The organism is Levilactobacillus koreensis JCM 16448, from assembly GCF_001435525.1.
Classification (GTDB): domain Bacteria; phylum Bacillota; class Bacilli; order Lactobacillales; family Lactobacillaceae; genus Levilactobacillus; species Levilactobacillus koreensis.
Window position 1 is genome coordinate 1 of the sequence record NZ_AZDP01000017.1, and the last position, 20,426, is coordinate 20,426.

Annotated in this window: 19 protein-coding genes and 1 tRNA gene; 18 read left to right on the forward strand and 2 right to left on the reverse strand. The window is 50.3% G+C overall.

The features are described from left to right. Window positions 1-235: 235 nt before the first annotated feature. The 5 genes from FC99_RS00815 to FC99_RS00835 all read left to right on the forward strand — a co-directional run bounded on the left by FC99_RS00815 (window position 236) and on the right by FC99_RS00835 (window position 5,718). Window positions 236-2,191 (forward strand): S9 family peptidase, encoded by a 1,956-nt coding sequence (locus tag FC99_RS00815; RefSeq protein ID WP_048732515.1) that lies wholly within the window; start codon window positions 236-238, stop codon window positions 2,189-2,191. A gap of 163 nt (window positions 2,192-2,354) precedes the next feature. Next, window positions 2,355-3,158 (forward strand): pyrroline-5-carboxylate reductase, encoded by an 804-nt coding sequence (proC, locus tag FC99_RS00820; RefSeq protein WP_048732512.1) that lies wholly within the window; start codon window positions 2,355-2,357, stop codon window positions 3,156-3,158. 88 nt (window positions 3,159-3,246) lie between these two features. Further along, window positions 3,247-4,389 carry an N-acetylglucosamine-6-phosphate deacetylase gene (gene nagA, locus FC99_RS00825; protein WP_048732511.1) on the forward strand — a complete coding sequence of 381 codons (1,143 nt, stop codon included), beginning with the start codon at window positions 3,247-3,249 and terminating at the stop codon, window positions 4,387-4,389. 38 nt (window positions 4,390-4,427) lie between these two features. Further along, window positions 4,428-5,129, forward strand: coding sequence for a GntR family transcriptional regulator (locus FC99_RS00830; RefSeq protein ID WP_048736252.1), 702 nt, complete (start codon window positions 4,428-4,430; stop codon window positions 5,127-5,129). Window positions 5,130-5,199: 70 nt separating this feature from the next. After that, window positions 5,200-5,718, forward strand: coding sequence for a GNAT family N-acetyltransferase (locus tag FC99_RS00835; protein ID WP_056986446.1), 519 nt, complete (start codon window positions 5,200-5,202; stop codon window positions 5,716-5,718). Here FC99_RS00835 and FC99_RS00840 read toward each other — a convergent pair. After that, the gene (locus FC99_RS00840; RefSeq protein ID WP_048732510.1) at window positions 5,642-6,385 is read right to left on the reverse strand and encodes a WecB/TagA/CpsF family glycosyltransferase; all 744 of its coding nucleotides are present in this window, start codon (window positions 6,383-6,385) and stop codon (window positions 5,642-5,644) included. The genes FC99_RS00835 and FC99_RS00840 overlap by 77 nt on opposite strands. A 250-nt stretch (window positions 6,386-6,635) precedes the next feature. On the opposite strand from FC99_RS00840, the gene FC99_RS00845 reads away from it, so the two are divergent. The 13 genes from FC99_RS00845 (at window position 6,636) to FC99_RS00905 (ending at window position 19,025) form a co-directional block, all read left to right on the forward strand. Then, window positions 6,636-8,102: a nicotinate phosphoribosyltransferase gene (locus FC99_RS00845; protein WP_048732508.1), complete on the forward strand. Its 1,467-nt coding sequence runs from the start codon at window positions 6,636-6,638 to the stop codon at window positions 8,100-8,102. Between the two features lie 29 nt (window positions 8,103-8,131). Next, complete coding sequence (gene nadE, locus FC99_RS00850) at window positions 8,132-8,962, forward strand: ammonia-dependent NAD(+) synthetase (protein WP_048732506.1); 831 nt, start codon at window positions 8,132-8,134, stop codon at window positions 8,960-8,962. Window positions 8,963-8,981: 19 nt separating this feature from the next. Then, window positions 8,982-9,446 carry a hypothetical protein gene (locus tag FC99_RS00855; RefSeq protein ID WP_048732504.1) on the forward strand — a complete coding sequence of 155 codons (465 nt, stop codon included), beginning with the start codon at window positions 8,982-8,984 and terminating at the stop codon, window positions 9,444-9,446. A 299-nt stretch (window positions 9,447-9,745) separates the two neighbouring features. After that, window positions 9,746-11,938, forward strand: a complete 2,193-nt coding sequence (locus FC99_RS00860) for a Tex family protein (protein WP_048732502.1) — start codon at window positions 9,746-9,748, stop codon at window positions 11,936-11,938. Continuing rightward, entirely contained in the window at window positions 11,931-12,422 is a 492-nt protein-coding gene (locus FC99_RS00865) for a SprT family protein (protein ID WP_048732500.1), read from the forward strand. The genes FC99_RS00860 and FC99_RS00865 overlap by 8 nt, the downstream gene beginning before the upstream one ends. A gap of 5 nt (window positions 12,423-12,427) precedes the next feature. Beyond that, entirely contained in the window at window positions 12,428-13,309 is an 882-nt protein-coding gene (thrB, locus tag FC99_RS00870; RefSeq protein WP_048732498.1) for a homoserine kinase, read from the forward strand. Window positions 13,310-13,389: 80 nt separating this feature from the next. After that, window positions 13,390-13,474 (forward strand) — tRNA-Leu (locus tag FC99_RS00875). 444 nt (window positions 13,475-13,918) lie between these two features. Continuing rightward, window positions 13,919-15,343: an MATE family efflux transporter gene (locus tag FC99_RS00880; protein ID WP_048732496.1), complete on the forward strand. Its 1,425-nt coding sequence runs from the start codon at window positions 13,919-13,921 to the stop codon at window positions 15,341-15,343. A gap of 102 nt (window positions 15,344-15,445) precedes the next feature. After that, on the forward strand, window positions 15,446-16,075 hold the full coding sequence (locus FC99_RS00885; RefSeq protein ID WP_235805839.1) for an HAD family hydrolase: 630 nt from the start codon (window positions 15,446-15,448) through the stop codon (window positions 16,073-16,075). Between the two features lie 137 nt (window positions 16,076-16,212). Continuing rightward, on the forward strand, window positions 16,213-16,632 hold the full coding sequence (locus FC99_RS00890) for a PTS sugar transporter subunit IIA (RefSeq protein ID WP_048732494.1): 420 nt from the start codon (window positions 16,213-16,215) through the stop codon (window positions 16,630-16,632). Next, window positions 16,629-17,132, forward strand: coding sequence for a PTS sugar transporter subunit IIB (locus tag FC99_RS00895; RefSeq protein WP_048732491.1), 504 nt, complete (start codon window positions 16,629-16,631; stop codon window positions 17,130-17,132). Before FC99_RS00890 ends, FC99_RS00895 begins: the two co-directional genes overlap by 4 nt. 254 nt (window positions 17,133-17,386) lie before the next feature. Further along, entirely contained in the window at window positions 17,387-18,184 is a 798-nt protein-coding gene (locus FC99_RS00900) for a PTS mannose/fructose/sorbose transporter subunit IIC (RefSeq protein ID WP_156166883.1), read from the forward strand. A 16-nt stretch (window positions 18,185-18,200) separates the two neighbouring features. Beyond that, a complete protein-coding gene (locus tag FC99_RS00905) occupies window positions 18,201-19,025 on the forward strand; it encodes a PTS system mannose/fructose/sorbose family transporter subunit IID (protein WP_235805840.1) in 825 nt (274 codons plus the stop codon). Window positions 19,026-19,173: 148 nt separating this feature from the next. Here FC99_RS00905 and FC99_RS00910 read toward each other — a convergent pair whose 3' ends face one another. Beyond that, window positions 19,174-20,304 carry a GGDEF domain-containing protein gene (locus FC99_RS00910; protein WP_048732486.1) on the reverse strand — a complete coding sequence of 377 codons (1,131 nt, stop codon included), beginning with the start codon at window positions 20,302-20,304 and terminating at the stop codon, window positions 19,174-19,176. Between the last annotated feature and the right edge of the window lie 122 nt (window positions 20,305-20,426).

Below are 20,426 nucleotides of genomic sequence, written 5' to 3' on the forward strand. Positions count from 1 at the left end.
CCCAGGGCTTATAGCCCTCGAGAAAACCACCCGTTCAACGGGTGGTTTTTATTTTATGCGCTCAAAACCAATCGGTGGTCAAGAGGAGACCGCGCGGTTATTTGGTCTGATAATGATGTATTCGCTACCAAATCCGCGGCCAAAAAATTGACAATTCAAGGGAACTTCGCTAAAGTCAAATTAATAATTGCTCCAGACCATTTGTGTATTTGACGTAGAAAGTGGGGTTCTATGAATGGCAACATGCGTGCAACCTGAGGACCTTTTTGCCCTGCGGCCACTGGCCCAACCAGTGAGTGATGGGCAACGGGTGTACTACTTGGAAAGTCAACTAGACCAACAAAAAAATTTAAGCCGGGCTACGATTGATAGTGTGAGTTTGGTGGACGGCGGGGATCACCGGCAATGGAGTCCCAGTGATGTCAGCGTTAATGAACTGGCAATGAGTCCTGACAAGCAACGCTTAGCCTTTACGGGTGTGGTGGGGGACCACGCACAACTATTTTTGGTTCCCCTAGATGGTGGGGCGCCAGAACAGATCACCCGTGGCGACGCGGACGTGACGACACCCGTTTGGACCACAGACGGACAGTATCTCTACTTTCAAACGACCACTGGTGCCACTAAGCCAAGCGACCAGCCAACGGGGCAAGTGGTCGATCGACTGCAGTATCAGGCGAACGGCCAAGGGGTATTGCCAACCGGATTGACCTACCAGGCGATTCGGTATGAGTGGACCACGCATGATCAGGTCGTCGTCCTTGAACGTGAGCATTCTTTTCATATCACCGATGCTAACCAAAAGGGATTAGTCTTCGACTGTGAACGGATACCAGATGATGAGCATGACTTCAGTGCCGGTGTTTTCTGGCATCCCTTCGATGGGTCCGTTGAGCGACTGTTGAATCAGGCGGTTGCTGAGGGATCGTTTGGTGCCGGGAAGCTATCACCGGATGGGCAGCGGGTCTTGATGTGGGGCCAAGACAATCACATTCCTAACGTTTCTCAGTCCCACGCGTGGGTTGCCGAGATTGCAACCGGTAAGCTGGTCGACCTGACTGCACCACGGGATGTGGAAGTTGGCGATATGCTGGCAATCGATAGTCAGCAGCGTCTTTCTGGTCAGTGGGTTGCCTGGTTGGACGATCAGACCGTTGTTTTACTTGAGAATGAGCATGGTCGCTTGAATTTGGTCAGTCAAAGTTTGAAAACGGATACCGTTAAACCGTTACTGACCGGTGATCGAGCCATTTGTGACTTTAGTGTGGTCGATGAACAGACCGTCGTCTTTACGGAGTCGACCATGACAAGTGTGAGCCGTTTAAAGGCCCTTGACGTGGTCAGTGGCGACGAACAAGAGTTAGTGAATCCCAATGCGACGTATGAAGCGAAACACGCACTGGTGGCCGGACAACGCTTTACGTTTAAGGGTGCTGGAGATTGGGAGATTGAAGGTTGGTATTTCCCACCCGTCACACCAGCAAAGAATCATCCGGCCGTGCTGTACGTTCACGGTGGACCGCAAGTCGACTTTGGCTATGGGTTCTATCACGAGCTACAGTATCTGGCGGGTCAAGGTTATGGGGTCATTACGATCAATCCACGCGGTGGCAGTAGCTATGGGCAGGCCTTCGAGGAAGCCGTCATCGGTCATTATGGCGAAGGGGATTTTGAGGATCTGATGTTAGGAACCGATGCGGCCCTTAAATTAGACCCGACGATTGATCCCACCCAGCTCTGCGTGACGGGAGGCTCTTACGGTGGATTTATGACTAATTGGATTGAGACCCACACGTCGCGATTTGCGGCCGCAGTGACTCAGCGGTCGATCTCAAACTGGATCAGTTTTTACGGAACCAGTGACATTGGTTACTTCTTTACGCCATGGGAACTTAAGCAAGATATGCGAGACATCACCGTGTTGTGGCACTTCTCACCATTGGCATACGTTCAGCAAGCCACGACGCCGATCCTGATCCTACATGGGGAAGAGGATCTACGCTGTCCAACGACGCAGGGTAAGGAATTCTTCGTGGGCTTAAAGGAAGCCGGGGTTGAGACGCAGTTGGTCTTGTTCCCGCAGTCAAATCACGAATTGTCCCGTTCGGGCTTGCCTAACCTGCGAATCGAACGCTTAAGGCGGATCAATCAGTGGTTTAAGGCCCATTTACCAGAGACTGATGAAAAGTAGGATTGTATGATCTTGGTAAAGGTTATATTGTTTACGTAAATAAGAACATCTGTTCGAATCACTATGCTATACTGACTAAACGATACGGATTAGCGTGGTAGCGAGGCCGAACAGAAATGAAGGGAAGATGCAGTCGACTAGCGACCTGCAGAGGGTGTTGAGTATGAAAATTGGGTTTATTGGTGTTGGTGGTATGGCTCAAGCCATTATCGGCGGTCTGCTGACGGCCAAGACGTTTGCGCCAGCCGATGTGACGGTTCACAGTCACCGCCAAGCGAGCTATCAACCATATGCGGCGGCTCACGGTTTGACTGCCGTTGATAGTAACGTTGCGGTGGCTAAGGCAAGCGACTTGGTTGTCCTCGCCGTGACGCCCAACGTGGCGACGGACGTTCTACGAGAGATTTCTGGTAGTTTAGCAAGCGGTAAGAAGATTCTGATTTCAATCGTAGCGGGATTATCGCTGGATGAGATGGCTGGAATCGTGGGGAAAAACGTCCCAATCTTACGGACGTTACCCAACGTTAACGTTGAAGTCCAAGCGGGGATGACTGCAATCGCTGCAAATGATCAGTTAACGGGTGACCGGTTGGCCGCAGCGTTACGGGTCTTTAACACGATTGGGTCCACCACGGAGTTAGCTGAAGATCAGTTTGGTGTCTTCAGTGCGCTGGCCGGGAGTTCGCCGGCATACATTGACTTCTTCATTGATAGTCTCAGCCGGGCCGGTGTGAAGTACGGGTTAACCAAGGCTCAGGCGACGCAGATTGCGGCCCAAGCGACTTTGGGATCGGCTAAGATGGTCCTTGAGAGCGACAAGATTCCATTTGCCTTGATCGATCAGGTGGCTTCACCGGGTGGTAGTACTGTGGCAGGCTTACTTGCCATGGAAGAAGCTGGACTTATGACGGCTGTTGTGAAGGGCATTGACGCCACGATTAAACGTGACGCTGGTGGTCCGGCATAAAAAGAGCCGCGTCAGTTGCCTTTTTGGTCTATACCGATTATAATAAAGGTGTTGACTTAGAAGCTGCATCTTGATGAGGAGGAGACTCATGAGTATTGTCTTAAAGCACGCTAAAATCTACACCGGGGATGAGGTTATCCCTGACGGTTATATCCGATTCGACCGTCAAATTGAAGCGGTAGGCCCCGTGGCTGATTTTCGACCACGGCCTGCCGATGAAATTCACGTGGTGACGGGCCGGACCATTGTTCCCGGGTTTATCGATGTTCATAGCCATGGTGGCTACGGATATGATAGTATGGATGGGGATGCTGACCAGATTGATAAGATGGTCAATCTGATGTCACTAGAAGGCATCACGTCAATTTTTCCAACGACGATGACCCAATCGAATGATGCAATTTCCCATGCGATGCAAGGGATTGCGGTCGCTGCGGAACGGAATCCTTTGATCCAAGGTATTCACTTGGAAGGACCATTCATTGCAGCAATCTTTAAAGGCGCTCAACCAGAGAAATATATCAAGGACCCAGACGTTAAGTTACTGGATCATTGGAATCAACTCTCGGGCAAGCGGGTCAAGTTAATCACGTATGCACCGGAAGATGACGGCGCTAAGGCCTTTGAAGGCTATTGCTTAGCCAATAACATTGTGCCATCCGTCGGTCATTCCAACGCAACTCGCGAGCAGTTGTTAGAGAGTCGGGCAACCCACGTGACGCATTTATACAATGCACAACGGGGATTGCGGCACCGTGAGCCTGGAGTTACGGGGCATGCGATGCTAGAAGACAATCTGTACTGTGAATTGATTTGTGACGGCTTCCATATCGTGCCAGACATGATCAAGCTAGCTTACGAGCAAAAAGGTCCTCACCGTCTGGAACTGGTAACAGATTCCATGCGGGCTAAGGGAATGCCTGAAGGCGTTAGTGAACTTGGTGGTCAAAAGGTCATCGTTAAGGATCGTCAAGCGCGCTTAGAGAGCGGCAACTTAGCCGGTTCTGTACTACGTTATGATGAGGCCTTTAGAAACGTGATCGACTTTACGGGTTGCGATGTGAATGATGCCGTGCAGATGAGTGCGGTTAATCAAGCTGAGGAATTTGGTTTGACCCAAAAAGGAAAGTTAGTGGTGGGTCGCGATGCCGACTTGAACTTGTTGACACGTGACTTGCACGTGGAAACGACCTACAGTGTGGGCCGGAACATGCAGGAATTAGTGAAATAGAAAATTAGAAGTTATTTTGAGAAGGGACGTTGGGTGCTGTGAGCTCACCGATTTATATTCAAATTCATAATGACATTAAACGCGCAATTGAGGCTGGAAAGTGGGCGGTTGGCGACCGAATTCCGTCCGAACGAGAACTGTCGCGAGATTTTGATGTGAGTCGGATGACGTTGCGGCAAGCCATTCAAACCTTGGTTGACGAAGGAATTCTCGAACGTCAAGTGGGATCTGGAACTTATGTTGCCAACCAGAAGGTCCAAGAAAAGATGTCCGGGGTGACCAGCTTTACCGAGTTGATGTTGAATCAAGGTAAGGTTCCGACCAGTAAGACCATTTCGTATCATGTCATGAGTCCTTCCCTGAGCGAGGCTGAAAAGCTGAAGTTGAAGGAAGACGACCAAGTGTTACGAATGGAACGGATTCGTTACGGAGACGATGTGCCAATCTGTTTTGAAGTGGCCACGGTTCCTGAAAGCCTGGTCGATGGGTTGAGCAAAAAGGAAGTAACGAGTTCGCTTTACCGGGCGTTGGAGGATAAAAAGAAGTTAACGCCGGGAAAGGCCCAACAAACAGTTTCCGCCATGTCTGCCTCCGAACGGATCGCCGAGTACTTAAACATTAAGCGCGGTGATGCCATTCTACGGTTGCGGCAAGTGACTGCGTTACAGGATGGGACACCATTTGAATACGTCCGGACCCAGTACGTTGGGGAACGTTTCGAGTTTTATCTGGAAAAATAGCTAAAAAGTGCCTCACATATGGAATCAAGATTCCAGCTGTGGGGCACTTCTTGTAAATGTGGTGATAACGATGTTTCAAATTAGATTTGCACGGCCAGATGATGATTTTGCGGCTGTTGCCCAGCTTTACCTAACGGCTTGGCGGGAGACGTACCGGCCGTGGTTACCAGCTACCTGGTTAGCCAAAATGACGACGGCGGCTTGGCATCCCGAGCGGAGTTGGCGCCAAACACTACTGGCCTTTGATGACCAGCAACTGGTCGGCGTTTGTGCGTTTGGACCAGCTCGTGATGAAAAATTCATTGGTTGGGGTGAACTTCGGTCAATCTATCTTCTGGCAAGTGTCCAGCATCAGGGCTTGGGGCGTGATTTACTTACGCAGGCCCGCGCTACTTTGCAACAAGCCGGATTTAGTAAAGTCGTTTTGTGGGTTTTGGCCCAAAATACCCCGGCTCAGCAGTTTTACCGACGGTTGGGGTTTCGGAAAACAATGACTCAAAAGACTCAGGGAATCATCCACGAGGTCGCGTACGTTTGGCCTGCTGACGCACCAGACGTAGGTAGTGAGGAATCACCGCAATTCGTTTGAGGCGTTTAGGTTCCTTGACGGTCCGGTAGAACCACTCTAAATGGTGATCTTGCCAGAATTGTGGTGCCCGGTCGACGGCACCAGCGAGTACGTCGAAGCTACCACCGACCCCCATCCAGAGACCCTTGGTGACGTGGCGATGGGCGCGAATGAACTGTTCCTGTTTGGGAAAGCCCAATGCGGCAAAGACCATATCAGGTTGCGTGCGCTGAATGTCACTAACGACTTCATCATCGTCTTGAAAGTAACCATCATGGAGGCCAACGATATTGAGTCCTGGGTACTGCTGAGGGAGTAATGTTCGTAACTGATCGATGACGGCTGGTTTGGCGCCAACGAAGTACGCAGAACGGTGTTGGTCACTGCCCCATTTTAAAAGTGCTTGTAAGGTATCAAAGCCAGTAATCCGTTCTGGGAGTGGTTGCTTTAAGATTTTAGCGCCGTCCAGAATACCGATCCCATCTGGCGTGACGAAGTCGGCGTTTTGTAATAAATCGTGATAGTCAGTGTGATTGTGCGCGTACATGACGATCTCTGGATTAGCGGTGACGACGAACGTCGACTGCTTCTGCATAATTCGTTGTTGTAAGACGGCGATAAAGTTAGCCGCTGTGGTCTTGACGAAGGGGATGCCCAGGACCGTCACGGTCGGAAATGTGGATTGCATAGGTGACTCCTTTCGAGATTGTCACGCAGACTAATTAAGCCAGCGTGACTGTGTGAATAATCTATGACGCTCTACGCGTTTCATGCTAAAATAAGTCTATTGGTATCCATTTCATGGTCAATTGAACCAACGATGGTGGCTGGAAATAGCCCCGTTGGTTTTGACGGTTAAGGCGACCAACAGGTTAGTAACTGATTAGACATATTATTTTTAGAACATAATTGAAAACCAGCTAAGGGAGTAACTCATTATGACTAATTTGTATCCTGATGACAGTTTCACTCTGCACACGGATGCGTACCAGATCAATATGATCCAAACCTATTTTGAAGAAAAAATTGCGGATAAGCATGCCGTTTTCGAAGTGTTTTTCCGCGACATGCCGTTTCATAACGGTTATGCGGTTTTTGCTGGTTTGGAGCACATTGTTCATTATATCCAAAATCTTCATTTTTCCCAAACCGATATTGAATATTTACGAGAAGCTGAAGATTATCCGGAAGATTTCTTAGATTACTTAGCCAACTTTAAATTCCGTGGCTCGATTCGTTCGGCGGTTGAGGGGGAACTGGTCTACGCGCACGAACCTCTCTTACAGGTTGAGGGTCCGTTGGCCGACTGTCAACTGGTTGAAACGGCCATTTTAAATATTATTAACTATCAGACGTTGATTGCCACTAAGGCGGCCCGAATCCGTTCCGTTGCCGGTGATGACGCCCTCATGGAATTTGGAACTCGGCGAGCACAGGAATTTGATGCCGCTATCTGGGGGACTAGGGCTGCATACATCGGTGGGTTTGATGCGACCTCCAATGTTCGTGCCGGCAAAATCTTTGGGATTCCCATTAGCGGGACCCATGCCCACGCGCTAGTTCAGGCGTATGGCGATGATTACCAGGCGTTCAAGGCCTACGCAGAGACGCACCATGACTGTGTCTTCCTAGTGGATACGTATGATACGTTACGTAGCGGGGTGCCCAACGCCATTAAGGTGGCTAAGGAGCTCGGCGACAAGATTAACTTCCAAGGCGTGCGAATCGACTCTGGTGATATGGCCTACCTGTCCAAACGAGTTCGGCAAAAGCTAGATGAAGCGGGTTTCCCCAACGCTAAAATCTATGCCTCAAACGATCTAGATGAAAAGACGATTCAGAGTTTGAAGATGCAGGATGCCAAGATCGATGTCTGGGGGATTGGGACCAAACTGATTACGGCCTTTGATCAACCCGCTTTAGGTGCCGTTTATAAGATGGTTGCCATCGAAAATAACGCGGGGAAGATGCAGGGAACAATTAAGCTGTCGAACAATGCCGAAAAGGTGACGACGCCAGGGAAGAAACAGGTTTGGCGTATCACTAAGAAGGCGGACGGCAAGACCGAAGGGGATTACGTCACGCTGATCGATGAAGATCCACGTAATGAGGAATCCATCTTCATGTTCCATCCGAGCTATACCTACATCAACAAGACGGTCAACGACTTTAATGCTCGGCCAATTTTACAATCTATCTTTGAAGATGGCCAGCTCGTCTACAAGCTGCCAACGTTATCCGCCGTACGGGACCGTGCGCGTGGGGCGTTAGCAAACCTGTGGCCGGAGTATAAGCGGGATCTTAATCCGCAGAAGTATCCAGTTGATCTGTCGCAAGATTGCTGGGACCACAAGATGGCCATCATCAAGGATATTCACGCTTACGTGCAAAAGATGCCCGAATAATCGAGCAAAAATTTTAGGGGGCAGGTAACATGCGTGCGATGCAAAAAGAGATTATTGAAGCTTTAAAGGTGCAACCATCCATTGATCCCGCAACTGAAGTGCGGCGAAGTGTCGACTTCCTCAAGTCTTATTTAAAGCGTTATGACTTTATGAAGACATTGGTGCTGGGGATTTCTGGTGGGCAGGATTCTACATTGAGTGGAATTCTGTGTGAAAAAGCGGTGACGGAACTGCGACAAGAGACTGGCGATAGCGAGTACCGCTTCATCGCCGTTCGACTGCCTTATGGTGAACAGGCCGATGAAGCCGATGCCATGATGGCAATTGAGTTTATGGGGGCCGATGAGGTTGAACGCGTCAACATCCAGCCAGCAACGGATGCCATGATGGCGGCAGTGAGTGCTAACGATGAAACCGTGAGTGACTTCAACAAAGGGAACATTAAAGCCCGTCAGCGAATGATTGCGCAGTACGCCATCGCGGGTGCCCGTAACGGGGCCGTTGTGGGTACCGACCATGCGGCAGAAGCTGTTACTGGCTTCTATACCAAGTATGGGGATGGTGCAACCGACATTTGCCCAATCTGGCGGCTAGACAAGCGGCAGGGAGCGGCAATGTTATCCTTGCTCGGGGCACCGGAACACCTGTATAAGAAGGTGCCAACGGCTGATCTGGAAGATGATCGCCCGGCCTTGCCCGATGAAGCGGCTTTAGGTGTACGTTATGACGACATCGATGACTACTTAGAGGGTAAGACAGTTAGTGATCACGCTGCGGAAGTTATTGAAGGTTGGTACCGCAAGACCGCCCATAAGCGACACTTGCCAGTCAACGTCTACGATACTTTCTGGCGAGAATAAGGTTTGGAGGAAGCAAGCAATGCAGAAAAACCACGTACGAAAGAATAAAACGCAAAAAAATAATATGACGGGTTACATCCAGATCCTCTCTGGTGTCCTACAGGGAACAGAAGAGGGTGCCGGTAAGATGAACGCCGACTTTGAAACCTTACGGCAGGCAATTGATGATCAAAAAGTGAGTGAACTTTCCCAAGTTGACTTACAGAAGATTGCGGATAACTTCCAACGGGGCACGGATGCTTATGAAGTCAATTTGAATAAGCTGGAACAAGCCGATGCGCCGGTTCGCGTCTTGGGCAAGCACAAGTCGTTAGTGGCTGCTTACCGGGTCTACGTGGAAGCTTGCCAGTCAATGACCGACAGTATTGACGTGGAACACCAAGCCGTTGATCAAGCGGTATTCGATACCGCAGAAAAGACGCAAGAAAATGCGATGGAAAAAGTGACCGCCAACACGCAACGGATTATGAATAGTCCAATGTAATTGAGGTCATCAGTACAATTAAGAAGCCGTGCAACTAGTCCCAATCGGTACTGGTCGCACGGTTTCTTTTGCCCCAATCTGATGCGAAAAAATCAGACCAGACCTCAGCGTACCGACAACGGTTGCAGGGCCTATCATGGTATAATGCACATATGAGTTAAACCTAATTGGCTGGTGAGAATGACTAAGGGTAACGTTGCATCGGGGTTTAGGGATGGTATCCGAGTCAGTTTAAGTGGTGACATGAACGGTCACTGCGAACCAATCACCAGCCTTAAATTTGATAATGGAGGGGTTGCATGGCAACACAAAGTGAAACGAAAATGAGTGATTTAGCACAACCAGTTCACCAGAGCCTAAGTCAATATCGTGTGCAACAGATTCAAGCCGTGTTGACCCTATTGGATGAAGGCAATACGGTGCCATTTATTGCCCGTTATCGTAAGGAACGTACCGGATCGTTAGATGAAGTTGCCATTCGTGATATCGAGGACGAAGCTCACCGACTGACAAAGTTGAATCAACGACGAGCAGAGGTCTTAAAGATCATTCAGGAGCAGGGCAAGCTCACACCAGCATTGCAGCAAAGCCTGGCCCACGCTACGGTGTTGCAGCAAGTAGAAGACCTCTATCTTCCATATAAGCAAAAGCGACGGACAAAGGCCACAATTGCCCGTGAAAAGGGACTAGCCCCCCTGGCCAACTGGTTGCTACATTTTCCAGCAAGTGGTCTAGCGGCTAAGGCACGAACCTTTGTCGACCCGGCCAAGGAGTTGCCCGATGAGGCGGCCGTTTGGGACGGCGTTCATGAAATCCTTGCCGAAACGTTTAGTGAGCAAGCGGCCTTTCGTGAATGGATTCGCCGTTATACGTGGCAACACGGCGAGCTAATCAGCAAACTGAAACGGGGCGCTGCTGACAACGACGAACAGCAAGTCTACGCGACCTACTACGATTTCCAACAGGCACTAAAGCAATTGCCACCATACCGGATTTTGGCTTTGAATCGCGGTGAACGCGAAAAAATCTTGACAGTTAGTATTAATGTTGATTCGGCATCCATCCTCCAGTACGGGCATTTTCGTCTAGTTGGTCAGCACAAGGGACCAGCCGTGACCAAGGTGGAAGACGCCTTTGCTGACGCCTACAAACGGTTCTTGGGGCCAGCGATTGAACGGGAATTGCGACGGCAGCTGACGGATAAGGCCAGTGCACATGCCATTCAGGTCTTTGGCAACAATCTGTATCACCTCCTGATGCAGGCGCCCTTGAAAGGCAAGGTCGTGATGGGATTTGACCCCGCGTACCGAACCGGCTGTAAGTTGGCCATTATGGATCCTAACGGCCGTTTTCTAGCTAAACAGGTCATCTACCCACACAAGCCAGCCAATGCCCAAAAGCGCGCCGCGGCAGCACCAGAATTCAAAAAATTGCTCGAAAAATATCACGTCGAAATGATTGCGATTGGAAATGGGACCGCTAGTCGGGAGTCTGAAGAGTTTGTCAGTGATATCTTGAAGACGTTGGATCACCCGGTCTATTACGTGTTGGTCAATGAGGCTGGGGCTTCGGTCTACTCAGCCAGTGCGAACGCGCGCGCCGAGTTTGCCGATTTTCACGTTGAGGAACGTTCGGCCGTCAGCATCGGTCGGCGGTTACAGGATCCACTTGCTGAACTGATCAAGATCGACCCTAAGGCTGTGGGGGTCGGGCAATACCAACATGACGTGCCCGAAAAGGCATTAGACGAACAGCTGGATCGAGTTGTTGAAACGGCGGTCAATCAGGTTGGGGTCAACGTTAACACGGCTAGTCCGGAGCTACTCACGCATATCTCTGGCTTAACAGCGACGACTGCGCAGAATATCGTGACCTATCGGAATGAAAATGGGGCCTTTAACAACCGAAAAGATCTGCAACAGGTGCCGCGACTGGGGCCCAAGGCTTATCAGCAAGCTGTCGGATTTTTACGAATCATCGGTGGGACCGAACCATTGGATAACACGGACATTCATCCCGAGAGTTATCCGGCTGCTCGTCAGCTTTTAGGTGCGTTGGATGAACAGCATGGTATTGGGACGCCTAAGTTGCAGCAGCAATTAGCCCAACTCAACCAACAGCAGTGGGCCGAGCGTCTGCAGGTGGGGGCCGCAACTTTAGCCGATATTTTGGATGGCTTAAAGAAGCCCGGCCGTGACCTGCGAGAGACCATGCCAGCGCCACTGCTACGGCAAGACGTTTTGACCATGGCTGACCTGAAACCGGGGATGGAGTTACAAGGCACGGTCCGCAACGTGGTCGATTTCGGAGCATTCGTGGACATTGGTGTGAAGCAAGATGGCCTGGTTCACATTTCGCAGTTGGCTGATCATTACGTTGGCGATCCCAGCACGGTCGTGACGATTGGTGATGTTGTGACGGTTTGGGTGCTGAGTGTCGATGAGAATCGGCAACGCATCCAGCTGACGATGCGAGCTGACCACCATGACTGACCAGGAGCTACAGCGACTCGTCGAAAAGATCTCACAGGAGAGTTTCGGCGTGCCATTTCAACATCGTGCCACGTTTAATGCGCGGCTCCGGACTACCGGGGGCCGATACCGACTGACAGGTCACAACATCGAAATCAACCCGAAAATGTTGACGGAACACGATCTAGCAACATTAGTGGGGGTCATTAAACATGAACTGTGTCATTACCACCTCCACTTGGCGGGTCAGTCCGGTCAGCACCAAACGGCAGCATTTAAGACATTATTACAACGCGTCGGCGGCTTACGATATGCGCCAGCGCCAGTGAAAGCTAAACCCAGAGTACGCCAGTGGCAACTCTACGTCTGCACGAGTTGTCATCAGCAATATTACCGGGCACGCCGAATCGACGTTTCTAAGATGGTGTGTGGCCGCTGTCACGGGCGACTGCAATGGCGGAAAACAGTGATTGCGACGACGCGGCCAGCAACGACTAGGAGGTAAATAGAATGGGTAAAACAATCATTCGGGTCCCAGCAACCTCAGCAAATTTGGGACCAGGTATCGATTCAATTGGAGCGGCCTTGCATCTATACTTGACCGTGATCATCGAAGAAAAGACAGAAGAGTGGCGGGTCAATCATGCGTTGGGAACCGATATTCCACGCGATGAGCATAATCTGATGGTGCAAACGGCATTAAAGATCAAGCCAGACCTGCAGCCACATCAGCTGACGGTCATGTCGGATATTCCAGTATCGCGGGGACTGGGCAGTTCTACAAGTGCCGTGATTGCTGGCATCAAGATTGCCAATGAGTTAGGCGATCTGAACTTGACGATTCCAGAACAGCTGAATTGGGCCGTGAAATTGGGAGGCGAACTGGATAACGTCGCCCCTGCATTGATGGGGCAGGCGGCCGTGGCGACGGTCGACGGTGACCAGGCCAATGCCATCAAATTACCATTACCCGATCTGCGGGTCCTGGTCTTTATTCCGGGACAGACGTTATTGGCGCAAAAGAGTCGTGAAGCTCTCCCCAAGAAGGTCTCCCTGAAGACAGCGGTTCATGCCAGCAGTGTGGCCAACGTCTTGGTCGCAGCGTTGATGACGAAGGATTGGGACTTGGCTTCGCAAATGATTGAGCGTGACGAGTTCCATGAACAGGCGCGGTCTCAGCTGGTTCCTGAGCTGAATCAGATTCGGGATGCGGCCCATGACCTGGGAATTACCGGAACTTATTTGAGTGGGGCCGGTCCAACCGTTGTGACGTTTGGAACTTCTGCGCAATTGACCCTATTGCGAGCAAAGCTGGCAGATGCTGATTTACCGGGAAGCTTGCGAATTTTAGAGCTTGATCAAGACGGTGCGACCGTCCTCACAGATGCATAAATTTAAATTATTTTGAATTAACTTGCAAAAAATATTGTCAGGTGACGAATCATTTGTTATACTATTTCTTGTGAGTTAATGCGGCCATGGCGGAATTGGCAGACGCGCAAGATTAAGGATCTTGTCCGGGTAATCCGGGTGGAAGTTCGAATCTTCTTGGCCGCATCAGGATTTACCGTAAACACTGATCAGAATTATTGATCGGTGTTTTTTTGTTTTATAGAAAAAATTTGGTGAGTGGTTGAGCGTGCCGTTCGAAAGAAACATGGGGCTTAATATCGGAGAAGACTCTCAAACTCTATTTAATAGTTTCAGAAGCCGCAAAATCATCATCCTTTTGAAAATGATTACCACCTAAGTTAAACAATCTTGCCAACTAATTTTCGCTTAAATGACAAACAGATAACAATTTAGCCTAGCAATCGTTTTCAGGCAAAATGGGTCTTCAAAAATCTTTATGAAGAGAGTAAGATTGTTTCTTAAAGCCGGGGCGGCTAATTTTTTTAGATGAAACTTTTCAAGCTAATTTACTGACTTTTGCCGTCCAAGGTGGTAGAGTATATTTCTTGTGTCAAATTACTTGGCAAAAATTTTAAAGGAGGTCGGCGCATGAGCGACTTAACCAAGGGTAACTCCCTCAAACTTATTTTCTTCTTCACGATTCCATTATTAATTGGTAATTTATTTCAGCAATTATACAACGTTTCCGATACCGTTGTTGTGGGACAAACCCTTGGTGTTAAGGCACTTGCGTCCGTTGGTGCAACCGGCTCCATAAACTTCCTAATCATCGGATTTGCTCAAGGGCTAACTGCCGGACTGGCCATCATCACGGCCACTCGTTTCGGGGCACGGGACTACCGGGGCGTCCGGCGGTCGTTTGCCGCGAGCATTGTTATCGCCATTATTATGACGATTGTCTTGACGGTACTGTCATTGACCTTTGTTGATCCCATTTTAAAATTAATGCAAACGCCAGCATCCATCTATGCTAACGCGCGAATCTTCATTCGAACCATCTTTGCTGGTATCTTTGCCTCGATGGCGTTTAACCTGTTATCTAACATTATTCGGGCACTCGGGGACTCCCGGACGCCACTGATCTTCCTGATCATCGGGACTATCGTAAACGTCTTTCTGGAACTGCTCTTTATCTTGGTCTTCCACATGGGGGTCGCTGGTGCCGGGTGGGCAACCGTGATCTCGCAAGTCGTTGCCTCACTGCTCTGTGTGGCCTACATCGTTCGTTCAATTCCATTACTTCACATCTCGCGTGAGGACTTTAAAGTTGACACCAAGGAACTGTGGGCCCATTTTTCAACCGGGATGCCCATGGGCTTTCAGCTGTCGATCATTGCCATTGGGACCATGGTCATGCAAGCCGCTTTGAACTCTTTAGGGACCGACTCCGTGGCTGCGTCAACGGCTGCATCTAAGGTCGACCAACTCTGTTCATTGCCAATGTCGTCCTTCGGGGTTACCATGGCGACCTTTGCCGCACAGAACTTTGGTGCCGGCAAGTACTCACGAATCCTAGAAGGGGTCAAGAAGACGCTGTGGTTGTCTGGAACGTTTGCGGTTTCGGCCGGTGCGCTGGTCATCTTCTTGGGTCGGCCAATCGTTACCTTGATTATCGGGGACGCCGACGAACACGTCATTCAACTTTCCCAAACGTACTTTAACATCGTCGGGAGCACCTACCTGTTGTTGAGTGTCCTGTTTATTATCCGGAACACCCTCCAAGGGTTAGGCCGGCGGGTCTTGCCAACATTGGCTGGGGTCGGCGAACTGACTATGCGGGTCTTCGCCGCACTGTTTATGGTTGGGACCTTTGGGTATGCCGGGGCCGTTTCCGCCGAACCGTTAGCTTGGCTAGGTTCCTGTGCGATCCTCGTACCATCATGGTTGTCAGCCGTACGGCAATTAAAGAACCTGCAACGCTCCGAAGACGTTGTAGCTGGTAAGACGGAAGAAAAAGTGGTGGAATCTACACCAGTTACGTCCGCTAAGCAACCAGTTCCTGCGCAAAATTAGAGTCTTGTCGTCAAGCGTGCTAAACTAAGGTGTGGTCAGAGATGACCATGCCTTTTTTCTTTGGGCCAGCACCATAACCTGAATCGAGGAGTGCTTTGAGCGATGACAATTAAAAATTTTATCTTTGATATTGATGGAACGTTATTGGATACGGAAGCCATGTACATTAAGGCATTACAGGAAGTCTTACACGAACGGGGGATGAACCGGCCGTATGCCGAACTGGCCAAGACCTTCGGCATTCCCAGTCGTGATGCGTTGATTCGTTTAGGCATTAAGGATATTGATGGCGTTTTAGCCGAGTGGACCCCCAAGACCGAGGAGCAGCCGTACCAGGATACCGTTGCCGTTTATGCGGGCGTCAAAGATGCTTTAGGAAAGCTCAGGGACGCCGGTGCTAATTTAGCGGTCATGACGTCTAAGCGGCAATTCGAATTTGACCGAGATGTGGTGGGGCACGGTCTGGCACCTTACTTTAGCCAAGCCATCGTTGCTGAGGATATTGCTCACGGCAAGCCGGCTCCGGATGGTATTTTACTGGCGATGAAACGCTTGCGAGCAACGCCGGCAACAACGGTTTACGTCGGCGATACCGTCTACGACGCGGATGCCTCTAAGGCCGCCCACGTGACCTTTGGGTTTGCTGGTTGGAATGGCAAACGGCCGACGGATTTCACAGCCGATGTGTCCTTTATGACGCCACAGGCGATGTTGAACCTGTTGAAAGCGTAAATTAACGGGAAAATTCGGAAGCGTTCCCCGAAAGTATCCCTGACTGGGGTAGCTGGAAACGCTTTTTTATGCTATATTTAAAGCGGACTAAATTTTACGAAAAGCCGCCGTTGAGCGGTGAACGAAGGGGTGGCAGCATGCTTGCCATAATCGTTACAAGTCACGGGGAATTTGCCCGTGGAATTTTACAGAGTGCCGAAATGATTTTTGGAAAGGCGCAACGGGTACTCGCCGTTACATTGGCGGCAAACGAAAGCGTCGAAGATTTGGCCAATCACTATCAAGCGGCCATTGAAAGTATGGAACCGATCACAGAATTGCTTTTCTTAGTCGACTTATGGGGCGGCTCGCCTTTTAATGCGGCTAGTCGTGTTGTTGCCCAGAATCCGGACAAGTATGGCTTGGTTGCTGGACTCAATTTACCAATGCTGATCGAGGCGTTGTCGATTCAAGATCAATCGTTGGCTGACGTGATCCCCCATTTGGAACGTACCGCGCGGGGAGGCGTTCGTCACTTGGATTTACGGGCAGATACAGGAGATGATGATTTACTATGACAATGGCAATTCAACTCGCACGCGTGGACAGTCGCTTACTCCACGGTCAGGTTGCGACGGTTTGGACAAAGACTGTGCGGCCGAACCGTATTTTGGTCGTCTCAGACAGTGTTGCCCAAGACCCGATTCGAAAAATGTTGATTACGCAGGCCGCACCGGCAGAAGCCAAGGCCAACGTGATCACGTTAGCGAAAATGGTGCAGATTTATCGCGATGCGCGCTTTGACGGCTTCCGGTCAATGGTTTTGACCGAGACGTTACCAGAAATGGCTGAATTAGTGGCCAAAGGTGTGGATCTTAAGGGTATTGGCGTCAACGTGGGAAATCTCGCCTACACGGTGAAAAAGACCATGCTGACAGACAGTGTCGCCGCTGGTAAGGAAGATATTGCCGCGGCTAAGCAGCTTGAGGCCGCTGGTGTTCACGTTTACACGCAAACGGTGCCCAATGACCGCCAACAGTCATTCTTAACATTAGCAAGTAAAAAGGGTTTGTCGTAACACCTCACTCGGTGGTCACCCCCACCTGAGCGGGGTGTTTTTGCGGCATGCAGTGTGGACTGATCTGGTTGTGATTGTAAACTTACATAACTAATATTGTGGCAAACGACTTAGACTGACTATGATTGGTCGCGCACCCCGGCCCGGGAGAACTCTGCTTGCTGGGGGGCTACCAGATTGACTAGTTTTAGGCCCACTATTGCTAGGGGTACTGTAGAACAATCTAAATATTTCAAAAGAGAGGAGATGGCAATGTGAGCAGTATTTGGGGTGTCTTGATCGTCGCCTTTTTGGCCGGTATCGAGGGCGTTGTGGATGAATGGGAATTTCATCAACCCATCGTGGCTTGTACGCTGGTTGGGTTGGCGACCGGTAACCTAGTTAGTGGTATTGCGCTGGGGGCCGCGTTGCAGTTGGTAACGTTAGGCTGGATGAATATTGGCACGGCGGTGGCACCTGATCCGGCGTTGGCGGCAGTCGTCGCGGCGTGGTGGGTCAGTGGCCCCGCCCATTTACCAGCGGCGGCCGGCGTCATCTTAGCCATTCCCTTGGCGTTGATCGGTCAGGGGTTGACGAGAGGATTGCGCCAACTTATTATTCCGTTAGTCGCCCAGGCCGATACCGCGGCGGCTCAAGGAAATCTACGCCGCATCACCTGGCTTCACTGGAGCAGTGTGGCGTTACAAGGCTTGCGGGTTATGATTCCCACGGCGCTGTTGATGTTACTACCTGCGGCCTGGATTCAGCAGGGATACTATGCAATTCCCGAAGTCTTACGTGGGGGTCTGCGAGTTTCTGCCGGTCTGCTAGTCGTAGTCAGCTTCGCCATCGTCATCAACATGATGGCAACGCGGCGGCTGTGGCCGTTTTTCTTCATCGGTTTCGCCTTGGCGACGGATGGTCATCTCAGCCTGGTCGCCTTGGGTATGATCGGTGTGGGGCTAGCCATTTTGTACATTAAGCTGCAATCTAAGGACACGCCGCACAATAACGGGACGGGCCCATCGCAAGACGACGAGGATGAGTTGGACCGGGAGCTGGATGATCTATAAGAAAGGGGTCAGTGAAGTGGAAAATGAACAAAAATTGCGAACGCTGACCCTGAGTGATCAGTTGTTGGTCTTCAGCCATTCTGGGCTGGAACAAGCGGCTTGGAATTACCCACGCCTACAGAATTTAGGCTTCTGCTATCTCATGGTACCGGCCATTCGCCGACTTTATCCGGAAAAAGAAGCCCGAATTTTGGCGACTCAACGGCACCTGGAACTCTTTAACACTATGCCATACATGCAATCTCTGATTACCGGGGTCACCTTGTCTTTAGAGGAAGATCATGCCAATGGTAAGGGGGTCAGTGATAACGACATTCGCGCACTCAAAATCAGTATGATGGGCTCACTTGCCGGCGTTGCTGATCCGGTCTGGTGGGGCACGTTGCGACCGATTCTGAGTGCCTTTGCCGCTAGTTTGGCGCTAAGTGGCTTTGGTATCGTGGGACCACTGGTCTTTTTCATTGGTTGGAACGTGGCACGACTCACCTTTCGTTGGGCCACTCAGCGCTGGGGGTATTTACAGGGCTTAAAGGTCGTGACGTTTCTGAGTAGCGGCGTTTTGCAGAAATTAACACTGGGCGCCTCCATCGTGGGGATGTTTGTCATGGGGGCCATCGTCCCGCGATGGACTCGGCTTAAATTTGCCCCGATCATTGCGTCCAGTCAACACGCGAGCCTGTCCTTACAGTCGATGCTTGATCAGCTGTTGCCGGGTCTGGTCCCATTGATGTTGACGTTGGTGTGCGTCTGGTTGTTACGGCACCACGTGAAGCCATTATGGCTGTTACTCGGCGTGTTTATTCTGGGACTCGGCGGCTATTGGCTGGGGTTATTGCGGTAAGGGTAAGTGAAAGCTGTGATAGCCTTACGCACCAGCCGTTTATGGCGAAACGGGCAACGTTACTTTACCAGCCGTCGAACGAGTAGGCACAATTAAGATAATTATCAAAAAATGCTACCCAGCAATTTTGCCGGATAGCATTTTTGATTTAGCCGAACGTCACTTGGTCGCGGCCATGTTGTTTAGAGTAGTAGAGGTTATCGTCAGCCCGCTTGTACACGGCAATCTGACTATCGTCGGTTCCCAGCATCTGAGTGACCCCAACGGAAATACTGATGTCGATGTCATTGTTGTTGTGATGGAAGCGCGATTCGCGGACCGTTTGTGCGATGCCCGTAATGGCTTCACGCGCCTCATCGGCCGTGTAGCCGTTGAAGAGGATCGTGAATTCTTCGCCACCGGTTCGATAGAGCACCAGGTTGGGGTCGATCAGTTGGAGCTGTTCCGAGATAAGCTGCGCGGCGTGACTTAAGACGTAGTCGCCAGTCAAGTGGCCATACGTGTCGTTGACGTGTTTGAAGTGATCAATATCGAACAGCATCAGCGTCAGCGGTCGGTGGTGATTCCGACTTTTATCGAAAGCATCGTTGAGTTCATTTTTAAAGGCAAAGTAGTTCTTCACGTGGGTCAACTCGTCGTAATTGGTCGTGTAAGTCAACTGGGCCAACGTATTGGCACTGGCCATCAGAGAATCTACGTACACGTACATGACGGCCAGAATGATGATACTCGACAGAAGCTCCCAGAGCAGTGTGCTGCGATCTAGGTTGAAACGAACGCCAACGATTCCCCACAAAATGGCCGAATAGAAGAAGGTGCTCAGGGTGTAGGCAATATAACCGGTCCAGCCGTTTCGCTGGTGATGACGGACGACCTTCATGGAGTAGAAGAAGGACATATAGAAGACGGCGAAGATCCACGCCAACCCAATGTCCAACGTTTGATTAAGCGCCATGAAGAAGAGAATCGCGAGGAGCATTTTCCAGACGTGGATTTCTAGCATCAAGAAGTAACTGACGAAGACGATCGAGAAGATTTGAAAGTTCGTGAAGACCCAGCTATTGGCCGTAGCCCCAACTCTCAGCTGGACGACAACTAAAAAAATGACCATGTAAATGATTCCCACGTTCGAGCGGACCTTATCGACATTTGGTCGGCGCCCGTGGCGTTTTAACAGCGCGATGATCTGATTCGTAATGAACCAGTAGAGCGTTAAGACGCCGAGAAGAAAGAACAGACTCGTTAAAGTCGGGGTAACAAACCATTGTGACCAAGTCATTGTAATAACGCCATCCAATCTGTTTAGGAATATTTTTGATGCTGATAGTTTATAAAAGTTAGTTATTCCCAATTTATTCATAAAAGGACTAGAATGTTTTGACTGTTCCTACAGTCTCAAGC